Annotated in this window: 11 protein-coding genes and 1 pseudogene; 6 read left to right on the top strand and 6 right to left on the bottom strand. The window is 73.8% G+C overall.

Annotated features, from left to right (window positions below; translation table 11 throughout):
* Nucleotides 1–86: 86 nt before the first annotated feature.
* From ABD363_RS24015 to iolC, 5 genes and pseudogenes are all read right to left on the bottom strand, one after another.
* Nucleotides 87–245: pseudogene (locus ABD363_RS24015) on the bottom strand (UTRA domain-containing protein); the annotation flags it as partial.
* 72 nt (nucleotides 246–317) lie between these two features.
* Nucleotides 318–2,189, bottom strand: coding sequence for a 3D-(3,5/4)-trihydroxycyclohexane-1,2-dione acylhydrolase (decyclizing) (iolD, locus tag ABD363_RS24010; RefSeq protein WP_344606974.1), 1,872 nt, complete (start codon nucleotides 2,187–2,189; stop codon nucleotides 318–320).
* Nucleotides 2,186–3,079, bottom strand: a complete 894-nt coding sequence (gene iolB / locus ABD363_RS24005; RefSeq protein ID WP_344606972.1) for a 5-deoxy-glucuronate isomerase — start codon at nucleotides 3,077–3,079, stop codon at nucleotides 2,186–2,188. Before iolB ends, iolD begins: the two co-directional genes overlap by 4 nt.
* Nucleotides 3,080–3,230: 151 nt before the next feature.
* The gene (locus tag ABD363_RS24000) at nucleotides 3,231–4,109 is read right to left on the bottom strand and encodes a Cgl0159 family (beta/alpha)8-fold protein (protein WP_344606970.1); all 879 of its coding nucleotides are present in this window, start codon (nucleotides 4,107–4,109) and stop codon (nucleotides 3,231–3,233) included.
* A gap of 165 nt (nucleotides 4,110–4,274) precedes the next feature.
* Nucleotides 4,275–5,231, bottom strand: a complete 957-nt coding sequence (gene iolC, locus ABD363_RS23995) for a 5-dehydro-2-deoxygluconokinase (RefSeq protein WP_344606968.1) — start codon at nucleotides 5,229–5,231, stop codon at nucleotides 4,275–4,277.
* Between the two features lie 299 nt (nucleotides 5,232–5,530).
* Here iolC and ABD363_RS23990 point away from each other — a divergent pair, with 299 nt between their 5' ends.
* The 6 genes from ABD363_RS23990 to ABD363_RS23965 all read left to right on the top strand — a co-directional run bounded on the left by ABD363_RS23990 (nucleotide 5,531) and on the right by ABD363_RS23965 (nucleotide 10,937).
* Nucleotides 5,531–6,544 (top strand): sugar ABC transporter substrate-binding protein, encoded by a 1,014-nt coding sequence (locus ABD363_RS23990; RefSeq protein WP_344606966.1) that lies wholly within the window; start codon nucleotides 5,531–5,533, stop codon nucleotides 6,542–6,544.
* On the top strand, nucleotides 6,541–7,620 hold the full coding sequence (locus tag ABD363_RS23985; RefSeq protein WP_344606964.1) for an ABC transporter permease: 1,080 nt from the start codon (nucleotides 6,541–6,543) through the stop codon (nucleotides 7,618–7,620). The genes ABD363_RS23990 and ABD363_RS23985 overlap by 4 nt, the downstream gene beginning before the upstream one ends.
* A 5-nt stretch (nucleotides 7,621–7,625) precedes the next feature.
* Complete coding sequence (locus ABD363_RS23980; RefSeq protein WP_344606962.1) at nucleotides 7,626–8,528, top strand: ATP-binding cassette domain-containing protein; 903 nt, start codon at nucleotides 7,626–7,628, stop codon at nucleotides 8,526–8,528.
* Nucleotide 8,529: 1 nt separating this feature from the next.
* Nucleotides 8,530–9,432, top strand: a complete 903-nt coding sequence (locus ABD363_RS23975; RefSeq protein ID WP_344606960.1) for a sugar phosphate isomerase/epimerase family protein — start codon at nucleotides 8,530–8,532, stop codon at nucleotides 9,430–9,432.
* Nucleotides 9,433–9,451: 19 nt separating this feature from the next.
* Nucleotides 9,452–10,480 (top strand): Gfo/Idh/MocA family protein, encoded by a 1,029-nt coding sequence (locus ABD363_RS23970; RefSeq protein WP_344606958.1) that lies wholly within the window; start codon nucleotides 9,452–9,454, stop codon nucleotides 10,478–10,480.
* Between the two features lie 88 nt (nucleotides 10,481–10,568).
* The gene (locus tag ABD363_RS23965; RefSeq protein ID WP_344606956.1) at nucleotides 10,569–10,937 is read left to right on the top strand and encodes a hypothetical protein; all 369 of its coding nucleotides are present in this window, start codon (nucleotides 10,569–10,571) and stop codon (nucleotides 10,935–10,937) included.
* Between the two features lie 68 nt (nucleotides 10,938–11,005).
* On the opposite strand, the gene ABD363_RS23960 is transcribed toward ABD363_RS23965, so the two are convergent.
* The gene (locus ABD363_RS23960) at nucleotides 11,006–11,593 is read right to left on the bottom strand and encodes a TetR family transcriptional regulator (protein WP_344606954.1); all 588 of its coding nucleotides are present in this window, start codon (nucleotides 11,591–11,593) and stop codon (nucleotides 11,006–11,008) included.
* Nucleotides 11,594–11,700: the final 107 nt, after the last annotated feature.

Below are 11,700 nucleotides of genomic sequence, written 5' to 3'. Positions count from 1 at the left end.
GCCGCCCCGCCGCCCCGCCGCCCCGCCGCCCCGCCGCCCCGCCGCCCCGCCGCCCCGCCGCCCGGTCGCGTCCCGTACCGCGGGCCTCAGGGCCTGACCGGCAACTGGAAGTCGAAGGCGTACCGGGACGCGCGGTGGAGGTGCGTCCCGTGCTCCACCGGCCGGCCGGTGTCGTCGTACGCCGTGCGCCGCATGGTGAGCAGCGCGGCGCCCTCCCGCTCACCGAGGCGGGCGGCCTCCTCGGCGGTGACCGGCGGGCACCGGGGCCGGCCGGGGCCGTCCGGCACGGGACGCAGGACCTTTCGGCGAGGGGGAGTTCACAGGTGGCGGCGGCGGCCGGCGGCCTGGCGGTCGTACTCCCGGCGCGCCCGCACGGCGGCCTCGCGGGAGGCGGTCCCGGCCACCGGCACGTCCCACCAGGCCTCGGCGGGGGGAGCGGTGGGGGACGGGTCGGTCTCGACGTACACGCAGGTCGGCCGGCCGGCGGCGCGGGCCGTCGCCAGCGCCTCGCGCAGCTCGCCCACCGTCCTGGCGCGCAGCACGTCCATGCCGAGGCTCGCGGCGTTCGCGGCGAGGTCCACGGGCAGCGGGGCGCCGGTGAAGGTGCCGTCGGCGGCCCGGTGGCGGTAGGCGGTGCCGAACCGCTCGGCGCCGACCGACTCGGACAGGCCGCCGATGGAGGCGTACCCGTGGTTCTGGACCAGGACCACCTTGACGGGCAGGCCCTCCTGCACGGCGGTCACGATCTCCGTCGGCATCATCAGATAGGTGCCGTCGCCGACCAGCGCCCACACCGGCGTGCCGGGCGCGGCCTGCTGGACGCCGATCGCGGCCGGGATCTCGTAGCCCATGCAGGAGTAGCCGTACTCCAGGTGGTACTGGCGCGGGGAGCGGGCCCGCCACAGCTTGTGCAGGTCGCCGGGGAGCGAACCGGCCGCGTTGATCACCACGTCGTCGTCGCCCACCACCGCGTCCAGCGCGCCGAGCACCTGCGTCTGCGTCGGTACGGCGCCGTCGTCGCCGGCCCGGCAGGCGGCCTCGACGACCCGCTCCCAGCGCTCCTTGCCGGTGCGGTACTCCGCCTCGTACGACGGGTCCACCCGGTGGCCGGGGAGGGCGTCGGCGAGCTGTTCGAGACCGGTGCGCGCGTCGCAGACCAGGGTCCGGGCGGCCAGCTTGTGGGCGTCGAACGCGGTGATGTTGAGGTTGAGGAAGCGGACGTCCGGGTTCTGGAAGAGGGTGCCGGAGGCCGTGGTGAAGTCCGTGTACCGGGTGCCGACGCCGATCACCAGGTCGGCGGTGCGGGCGAGACCGTCGGCGACCGCCGTGCCGGTGTGGCCGATGCCGCCGAGGTCGGCGGGGTGGTCGTGGCGCAGCGAGCCCTTGCCGGCCTGGGTGGAGGCGACCGGGATCCCGGTGGCGTCCGCGAACGCCCGCAGCGCCGCCTCGGCCTCGCTGTGGTGGACGCCGCCGCCCGCGACGACCAGCGGGCGGCGGGCGGCGCGGATCAGGCGGACCGCCTCCGCCAGCTCGGCCGGGTCCGGCGCCGGACGCCGCACGTGCCAGACGCGCTCGGCGAAGAACTCCTCCGGCCAGTCGAAGGCTTCCGCCTGCACGTCCTGCGGGAGGGCCAGCGTCACCGCGCCGGTCCCGGCCGGGTCGGCCAGCACCCGCGCGGCGTTCAGCGCGGAGGGGATCAGCGCCTCGGGGCGGGTGATCCGGTCGAAGTAGCGCGAGACCGGGCGCAGCGTGTCGTTGACGGACACGTCCGCCTCCACCGGGTGCTCCAGCTGCTGGAGCAGCGGGTCGGCGGCGTGCGAGGCGAAGTAGTCGCCGGGCAGCAGCAGCACCGGCAGGCGGTTGATCGTCGCGAGGGCGGCCCCGGTCACCAGGTTGGTGGCGCCCGGGCCGATCGACGTCGTCACCGCCTGCGCGGACAGCCGGTTCAGCTGGCGGGCGTAGCCGACGGCCGCGTGCACCATGGACTGCTCGTTGCGGCCCTGGTGGTACGGCATGACGTCCGCGTACTCGACGAGCGCCTGGCCGATCCCGGCGACGTTGCCGTGGCCGAAGACGCCCCAGGTGCCGGCGATCAGCCGGTGGCGTACGCCGTCCCGCTCGGTGTGCTGGGCGGCCAGGAACCGCACCAGGGCCTGGGCGGTGGTCAGTCGGCGGGTGGCGGCGCTCATACGGAGGTCTCCGGGGCGGTGCAGAGGGGGAGGCGGGGGTCGACGGGCTGGTCCGGCCAGGTGTCGCGGATCCAGGCGTGGCCGGGGTGGTCGCAGATCAGCCAGGCGCGTTCGGCCCCGGGGCCGGCCATGACGTTGAGGTAGTACATGTGGTGGCCGGGCACGGCCATGGAGGGCCCGTGCCAGCCGTCCGGGATCAGGACGACGTCGCCGTCGCGCACCTCGGCCAGCACGTCCGTCTCCCGGCCCGGGCCGGACGGGGAGACCCGCTGGTAGCCGAGGCCCGGGGTGCCGTCGTGGGCGGCGAACTCGAAGTAGTAGATCTCCTCCAGCGCCGACTCCTCGCCCGGCCGGTGCTCGTCGTGCTTGTGCGGCGGGAACGACGACCAGTTGCCGCCCGGGGTGAGCACCTCGACGGCGATCAGCTTGTCGCACGCGAACACCCCGGCCGCGCCGAAGTTGTTGACCTGGCGGGAGCAGTTCCCGGCGCCGCGCAGCTCGACGGGGACGGACGCGGCCGGCCCGTAGCGGGCGGGCAGCCGGCGGGCGCAGCGCGCGCCGGTGAGCGCGAACCGTCCGCCGCCGGCCGACGTCACGGTCGTACGGGCGTCGCGCGGCACGTACGCGAAGTCGCTCACGGCGCTGAAGACGTCCGCGCGGCCGTGGAGCGCGAAGGTCTCCCGGCCCGCGTCGTCGGCGCTCGTCACCGTGCAGCCGCCGCGCAGCGGGAGGACGATCCACTCGCTGTCACCGGTGTCGAAGGTGTGGGTGCCGCCGGGCGGGAGCTGCAGGACGCGCAGGCTGGAGCAGCCCCAGCCGGCCCGCTCGGGCGTGATGTCGACGACGTAGGGTCCGCCGGGGGCCTGGCCCGCGGGAAGGTGGAACGTCATGGTGTGCCTCTCCGACTCGCAACAGGGCTGATGGGCGTGGCGACGGGCTCGCGGGCCGCGACCGGCTCCGGCGGCGGGCGGCGGGCAGCCCCGGCTCCGCGGCGGGCTGCGAGGGCCACGGGGGTTTCGGGGGCCACGGGGGCTTCGGCGGTCACAGCAGGCCGACCGCCGTGTCCACCGCCTGCTCCACGCTGCCCTCGGCCGGATAGAGCAGCGAACGGCCCACCACCAGCCCCTGCACGGTGGGCAGGCGCAGCGCCTTGCGCCAGCGCTCGTACGTGCCCTCCTGGTCGGCGCCGACCTCGCCGCCGAGCAGCACGGCCGGCAGCGTGGAGGTCCGCAGGACCTCGGCCATGTCGTCCGGGTCGTCGGTGACGGGCAGTTTCAGCCAGGTGTAGGCGGAGGTGCCGCCCAGACCCGAGGCGATGGCGATGGAGCGGGTGACGGCCTCGGCGGACAGGTCGTTGCGGACCCCGCCCCCGACCCGGCGGCAGAGGAACGGCTCGACGAACACGGGCAGCCGGCGCGCGGCCATCTCGTCGATGACGCGGGCGGCGGACTCCAGCGTGGCGAGCGATCCGGGGTCGTCGTAGTCGATGCGCAGCAGCAGCTTGCCGGCGTCGAAGCGGAGCCGGGCGAGGTCCTGGGCGCGGTGGCCGGTGAAGCGGTCGTCCATCTCGAAGGCGGCGCCCGCCAGTCCGCCCCGGTTCATGGAGCCCAGGACGACCTTGCCGTCCAGCACCCCGAGCAGCAGCAGGTCCTCCAGGATGTCCGCGGTGGCGAGCACCCCGTCCACGCCGGGCCGGGACAGCGCGGTGCAGATGCGTTCCAGCAGGTCCGCCCGGTCGGCCATGGCGAGCCGGTGGCCGCCGACGCCGAGGGCGCCGCGCGCCGGGTGGTCGGCGGCCACGATCATCAGCCGGCCGCTGTCGCCGATCAGCGGGCGGCGCGTCCGGCGGGCGGCGGCCTCGGCGATCGCCTCGGGACGCCGGGCCCTGACCGCGGTGAGGTCGGGGATGCTGAGGTTCAAGACGGGCTCCGTTCGGGGTGGCTGCGGGCGGCGGCCGCGGGAGGAAGGCGCCCGGCCGGGGTGCGGGCCGCCGGCGGGAGGGAGGCGCCGGCCGGGTCCGGCGGCGGTCGCCGGGCCGGGGGGGCGGGGCCGCCGGCCCGTCCGCCACGGGCTCCGGTCCGGACGTCAGCCGCGCGCGAGCAGGGCCTCGATCTCGGACCCGGTCGGCATCGCGGCGGAGCAGGCGAGGCGGGCGGCGACCAGGGCACCGGCCGCGTTGGCGTACCGCATGGTCCTCGTCAGGTCCCAGCCGGCCAGCAGGCCGTGGCAGAGGGAGCCGCCGAACGCGTCGCCCGCGCCGAGGCCGTTGACGACCTCGACCGGCACCGGCGGCACCTCGGCCGTCGTCCCGTCGCGGTGCACGGCGAGCACGCCCTTCGGGCCCCGCTTGACGACGGCCAGCTCCACGCCCGCCGCCAGCAGGGCCTCGGCGCAGGCGCGGGGCTCGCGGACGCCGGTGGCGATCTCGCACTCGTCGAGGTTGCCGACCGCGACGGTGGCGTGGCGCAGGGCCTCGCGGTAGTGCGGGCGGGCCCGGCCGGGGTCCGTCCAGAACACGGGGCGCCAGTCGAGGTCGAAGACGGTGGTGCCCGCCCCGTCCCGGGCCGCGAGCGCGGCGAGGGTGGCCGAGCGGCTGGGCTCCTCGCTCAGCCCCGTGCCGGTGATCCAGAAGATCCGGGCCGCGCGGATCGCGGCCAGGTCCAGCTCGTCGGTGCGGATCTCCAGGTCGGGGGCCTTGGGGCGGCGGTAGAAGTACAGCGGGAAGTCGTCCGGCGGGAAGATCTCGCAGAACGTGACCGGCGTCGGGTACGCCGCGACCGGCGTGACCCAGCGGTCGTCCACCCCGAACTCCTTCAGCGCCTCGTGCAGGTAGGCGCCGAAGGGATCGTCGCCGGTGCGCGTGATCACCGCGGTGGAGCGGCCGAGGCGGGCGGCCGCGACCGCCACGTTGGCGGCCGAGCCGCCGAGGAACTTGCCGAACGTCTCCACCCGGGACAGGGGTACGCCCGTTTGCAGGGGGTAGAGGTCGACTCCGATGCGACCCATGGTCACGAGGTCGAAGTACCGGGCTGACTCGGCCATGCGATGCTCCTCGCGCTGCTGGGGGTGCGGACCCCGGAGCCCCCTGCGACCGTGGGGGGCGCGGGCCCGGGGGCCCGCCGCCTCCCAGGTGTAGGACGCGGAGGGCGACGCTGTCAATAGTTTGTACTTACATTCGGACCTGCTTGTGAAATGATGTCTTGACAAAGTATTGACAGCGGGCACGGCAAGGGCTTGGATCCCGTCCCAGCGCAACAGCCGTTCCGGCGGCACCCGACCCGGAGCCACCGGGTCCCGAGGATCCCCGCCCTTCCCCGGTCCCACAGTGAGGTGCAGGAAAGATGGACCGCTCTTCCCACTCGCGCAGACTCGCCCCCGCCGCGGCCCTCGCCGCGGCCGCGGCCCTGACCCTCGCGGGCTGTTCCAGCAGCTCCGGCGGGAAGAAGGCCGAGGAGGGAAGGGCGGGCGCCTCCGCGGGCGAGGCCGGCACCCCGCGCATGACGGTCGCCCTGGTCACCCACCAGGCGCCCGGCGACACCTTCTGGGACATCGTCCGCAAGGGCGCCGAGGCCGCCGCCGCCAAGGACAACGTCGAACTCGTCTACTCCGCCGACCCGAACGCGGGCAACCAGGCCGGCCTGGTGCAGAACGCGATCGACCAGAAGGTCGACGGCATCGCGGTGACCCTCGCCAAGCCGGACGCGCTCAAGGACGTCATCGGCAGGGCCGAGCGGGCCGGCATACCCGTCGTCGGCCTCAACTCCGGCCTGGACGACTGGAAGGACCTCGGCCTGCTGGAGTTCTTCGGGCAGGACGAGAGCGTGGCGGGCGAGGCGTTCGGCAGGAAGCTGAACGAGGTCGGCGCGGAGAAGGCCGTCTGCGTGATCCACGAACAGGGCAACGTGGGCCTGACCCAGCGCTGCGACGGAGTGAGGAAGACCTTCGAGGGAGCGATCGAGAACCTCTACGTCAACGGCACCGACATGCCGTCCGTGCAGTCGACCGTCACCGCCAAGCTGCAGCAGGACGGCTCCATCGACCACGTCGTCACGCTCGGCGCTCCCTTCGCGCTGACCGCGGCGCAGTCGGCGGACGACGCCGGCAGCGAGGCGCGGATCGCCACCTTCGACCTCGACAAGGACCTGACGAAGGCGATCCAGGACGGCTCCGTCGAGTTCGCCGTCGACCAGCAGCCCTACCTGCAGGGCTACCTGGCCGTCGACTCCCTGTGGCTCTACGAGAACAACGGCAACTACAGCGGCGGCGGCGAGCAGCCGGTGCTGACCGGCCCGGCCTTCGTCGACGAGTCCAACGTCGAGCAGGTCGCCGAGTTCGCCGCGAAGGGCACCCGGTGACGGGCACGACCCGGCAGGCCGCGCAGACGGCGGGCGCACCGCCCGCCCCCGGCCCCCGGGAGACCGACGGGCGGACCCGGCGGCGCCCCCCGGCGCTCCGGATGCTCGCCCGCCCGGAGATGGGCGTCTTCCTCGGCGCCGTCGCCGTGCTCGTGTTCTTCCTCGTCACCGCGGAGCCGGTGCGCGACGGCAGCTCGATGGCGAACATCCTGTACCAGTCGTCGACCATCGGGATCATGGCGCTGCCGGTGGCGCTGCTGATGATCGGCGGCGAGTTCGACCTGTCGTCCGGCGTCGCCGTGATCACCTCGGCGCTGACCGCGAGCATGCTCAGCTACCAGCTCACCCTGAACGTGTGGACGGGCGTGCTCGTCGCCCTGGCGCTGTCGCTGGCGATCGGCGCGCTCAACGGCTGGCTGCTGGTGAGGACCGGTCTGCCCAGCTTCCTGGTCACCCTGGGCACCTTCCTGATCCTGCAGGGCGTGAACCTGGCGGTGACCAAGCTGGTCACCGACAACGTGGCCACCGACGACATCAGCGACATGGACGGCTTCCCCCAGGCCAAGGCGGTCTTCGCCTCGTCCTTCGAGATCGGCGGCGTCCAGGTGAGGATCACCGTGGTGTGGTGGCTGGTCTTCGCCGCCCTGGCCACCTGGGTGCTGCTGCGCACCAAGTACGGCAACTGGGTCTTCGCCGTCGGCGGCGACCAGGACTCCGCGCGGGCCGTCGGCGTGCCGGTGACCTTCACCAAGATCTCGCTGTTCATGCTGGTCGGGTTCGGCGCCTGGTTCGTCGGCATGCACAACCTGTTCTCCTTCAACACCGTGCAGTCCGGCGAGGGCGTGGGCCAGGAACTGATCTACATCGCCGCCGCGGTGATCGGCGGCTGCCTGCTCACCGGCGGCCACGGCTCCGCCGTCGGACCGGTCTTCGGCGCGTTCATGTTCGGCATGGTGCAGCAGGGCATCGTCTACGCCGGCTGGAACCCCGACTGGTTCAAGGCCTTCCTCGGCGTCATGCTGCTCGGCGCCGTCCTGATCAATCTGTGGGTCCAGCGCACGGCGACCCGGAGGTGAACACCATGACCGGCACCACCCGCGGGGCCGCCCTCCCCGACCCCGCCCCCGGCGGGGACCGGCCCCTGGCCGAACTCCGCAAGGCGGGCAAGTCCTACGGCGCCACCCGCGCCCTGCACGGCGTCGACCTCGCCGTCCACCCCGGCAGGGTCACCTGTGTGCTCGGCGACAACGGCGCCGGCAAGTCCACCCTCATCAAGATCATCTCCGGGCTGCACCAGCACACCGAGGGCGAGTTCCTCGTCGACGGCGAGCCCGTGCGCTTCACCACCCCGCGCGAGGCCCTGGACCGCGGCATCGCCGCCGTCTACCAGGACCTGGCCACCGTCCCGCTCATGCCGGTGTGGCGCAACTTCTTCCTCGGCTCGGAGCTGACCCGCGGCCCCTGGCCCCTGCGCCGCCTGGACATCGCCCGCATGAAGAAGACCGCGGACGAGGAACTGCGCACCATGGGCATCGTCCTGGACGACCTGGAACAGCCCGTCGGCACCCTGTCCGGCGGCCAGCGCCAGTGCGTGGCGATCGCCCGCGCGGTCCACTTCGGCGCCCGCGTCCTCATCCTGGACGAGCCCACCGCCGCCCTCGGCGTGAAGCAGTCCGGCGTGGTGCTGAAGTACATCGCCGCCGCCCGCGACCGCGGCCTCGGCGTCGTCTTCATCACCCACAACCCCCACCACGCCTACCTGGTCGGCGACCACTTCAGCGTGCTGCGCCTGGGCACCCTGGAGCTGTCCGCCGACCGCGGCGAGATCGGCCTCGAGGAGCTGACCGACCACATGGCCGGCGGCGCCGAACTCACCGCCCTCGAGCACGAGCTGGCGCAGGCGCGCGGCGTCGACGTGGCGGAGCTCCCCGAGGGGAGGGACCGCCAGGCCCCCGTGACGGCATCTCCGGAAGGGAACCCCTGACATGGCCCCCGCGCTCGACCGCATCCGGATCGGCTCCGCCCCCGACTCCTGGGGCGTGTGGTTCCCCGACGACCCCCGGCAGGTCCCCTGGGAACGCTTCCTCGACGAGGTCGCCGAAGCCGGCTACGCGTGGATCGAACTCGGCCCGTACGGCTACCTCCCGACCGATCCGGCCCGGCTCACCGACGAGGTGACCAGGCGGAACCTGAAGGTCTCCGCGGGCACCGTCTTCACCGGCCTGCACCGCGGCCCGGCCGTGTGGGACTCCACCTGGGAACACGTCGGCCGGGTCGCCGCCCTCACCCGGGCCATGGGCGCCGGGCACCTCGTCGTCATCCCCTCCTTCTGGCGCGACGACAAAACCGCCGAGATCCTGGAGCCGCCGGAGCTCACCGGCGAGCAGTGGGCGCACCTGACCAAGGGCATGGAACGGCTCGGCCACGAGGTGAAGGAGAGGTACGGCCTGGACATCGTGGTCCACCCGCACGCCGACACCCACATCGACACCGAGGAGCACGTCGAGCGCTTCCTCGACTCCACCGACTCCGACCTGGTCAACCTCTGCCTGGACACCGGGCACTACGCCTACTGCGGCGGCGACAGCGTCAAGCTGATCGAGACCTACGGCGAACGCATCGGCTATCTGCACCTCAAGCAGGTCGACCCGGAGATCCTCGCCGAGGTCCGGGCGGGCCAGGTGCCGTTCGGGCCGGCCGTGCAGCGCGGCGTGATGTGCGAACCGCCGTCCGGCGTGCCGGAGCTGGAGCCGGTCCTGCGGGCCGCGCAGAGCCTGGGCGTGGAGCTGTTCGCGATCGTCGAGCAGGACATGTACCCCTGCGAGCCGGACAGGCCGCTGCCCATCGCGGTCCGTACCCGCGACTTCCTGCGCTCCTGCGGCGCCTGACGACCCGGAAAGGACGACCATGGCCGAGCGTGCCCCGCACGCGCCCCTCGGTGTCGCGGTCATCGGCGCCGGCCGCATGGGCGCCGACCACGTACGCCGTATCGACCGGGTGATCAGCGGCGCGCGGGTGACCGCGGTCGTGGACGTCGACGCGGAGCGCGCCAAGGCCGTCGCGGCCCGCGTCGACGGCTGCACGGCGTACACCGACCCGGTCGCCGCGATGGCGGCGGCCGACGTCGACGCCGTGCTCGTCGCCTCCCCGGGCCCGGCCCACGAGGCCGCGCTGCTCGCCGCCTTCGAACGCGACCTGCCCGTGCTGTGCGAGAAGCCGCTCACCCCCGACGCGGCCTCCGCGCTGCGCGTCCTCGAAGCCGAACAGGCACTCGGCCACCGCCGCGTCCAGGTCGGCTTCATGCGCCGCTACGACCCCGAGTACGCCAGGCTCGAGGCCCTGCTGCGGACCGGACAGCTGGGCCGTCCGCTGATGCTGCACAACCGGCACCGCAACGTGGCCAGCCCGCCCTTCTTCACCAGCGCCATGCTCATCAGCGACTCCGTGGCGCACGAGGCGGACGCCACCCGCTGGCTGCTCGGCCAGGAGATCACGGCGGTCACGGTGCTGCGCCCGGCCCCGTCCGCGAACGCGCCGGACGCCCTCCAGGACCCGCAGTTCGTGGTCTTCGAGACCGACGGCGGCGCGCTCAGCGACGTGGAGATCTTCGTCAACTGCGGCTTCGGCTACCAGGTGCAGGCCGAGGCGGTCTGCGAGCGCGGCACCGCCCGCATCGGCGACGGCCACGCCCTGGTCACGAACACGGCCGGCCGCTGGGGCGGCACCATCGCCCAGGACTGGACCGAGCGCTTCGGGACGGCGTACGACCGCGAGGTGCAGGCCTGGGTCGACGCCGCACGCCACGGCGGGACCACCGGCCCCAGCGCCTGGGACGGTTACGCGGCCGCCGCGGTCTGCGAGGCGGGCGTGACGGCGCTGCGGGAGGGCGGCCGGGTGACGGTCGAACTGGTGGAGAAGCCGGCCCTGTACCGCTGAACGGACCGGCCCGCCCAGCGGCACCGGACCGGCCGGGGCGCGCCCGGCGCCCCGCACCGCCGCGCGACGGCCCGCGGCGAAGCGGTCCATGACGAAGCCGTGCGGGGCGCCGGCCGGGAAGGCCGCGCCGGGAGATCGCCGGCCCCGGCAACGCTGCCGCCATCCCGCTGCCGGCGGCGGCCCCCAGCACCGAGGTCGGCGGCTGCACCGTGACCTCAAGGGCGACCTCACCGCAGGCAAGGCCGCCGAACCGACCGTCAGCGTCACCAAGAACGGCAAGCCGGTGACCGGCCTTCAGTCCTACCTCGACACCTACGCCCACCTGACCGCCTTCCACGAAGGCGACCAGGCATTCGCCCACCTCCACCCCGGGACCAACGTGAACGGCGACCGCGGCGGCCCGGACCTGTCCTTCCACGCCGAACTTCCCGACCCCGGCAACACGGCCCGCCCCTGAGAGTCACTACGCCCCCGGAAGCCCGCCCAGTACCCGGAACTGAACAGTGCCAGGACGACGACCAGCGCTCAGGAATGGAGGAGTACGGCCAGCAGGCGCTGCATGGTCACCGCAGTGTCCGTGGCCGGTGCGGTGCTGCGGGTCATCAGTAGATGGTGGGTGGTGCCGACGAGCGCGAGTGCGATGGTGGCGGCGTCGCTGTCCGCCGGGATCCGGCCGTCGTGCTGCTCCGCCTGGAGGTAGGCGGTGACGGCGTGCTGGATCGCATCGAATGCGGGCGCGCCGGACCGGAAGCCCTCGCGGGTGTGCGACGCGGCCGCGGGGCGGGTCATCGCCAGGCCCACCACCGCCGGAGGCAGGGAGTCCAGCAGGGCCTCGACGACCTCGTGGAGGTTCTCCGCGACCGTGGCCTGCCCCACTTTGGTGCTCAGGGTCTCGGCCTGGCGGGCACTGCGCGCGAAGCGGTCCAGGATCAGTTCGGCGATGAACTCGTCCAGGCCGGAGAAGTGGGTGTGCAGGACGCCCTTGGCGCAGTTCGCCTCCGCGGTGACGGCGCGGCTGGTCAAGGCCGCGGCGCCGTCGCGGGCCACCACCCGTTCCGCGGCCGCGAACAGCCGCTCGCGCAAGTCCGGAATCGCCACTCCACGAGGTGACACAACAACCCCTTCCCCGAAGCCGATTGCGAGTATGGGCGTTCGCCCATACCCTTTGGGCACTTGCCCATTCTAGGTCGGGGCGCCCTGTCGCGCCCCGGCGGGAGGAG

Origin of the sequence: Streptomyces glaucus, assembly GCF_039533365.1 — a bacterium.
GTDB lineage: Bacteria > Actinomycetota > Actinomycetes > Streptomycetales > Streptomycetaceae > Streptomyces > Streptomyces glaucus.
This window is presented reverse-complemented; position numbering and strand designations above follow the sequence as displayed.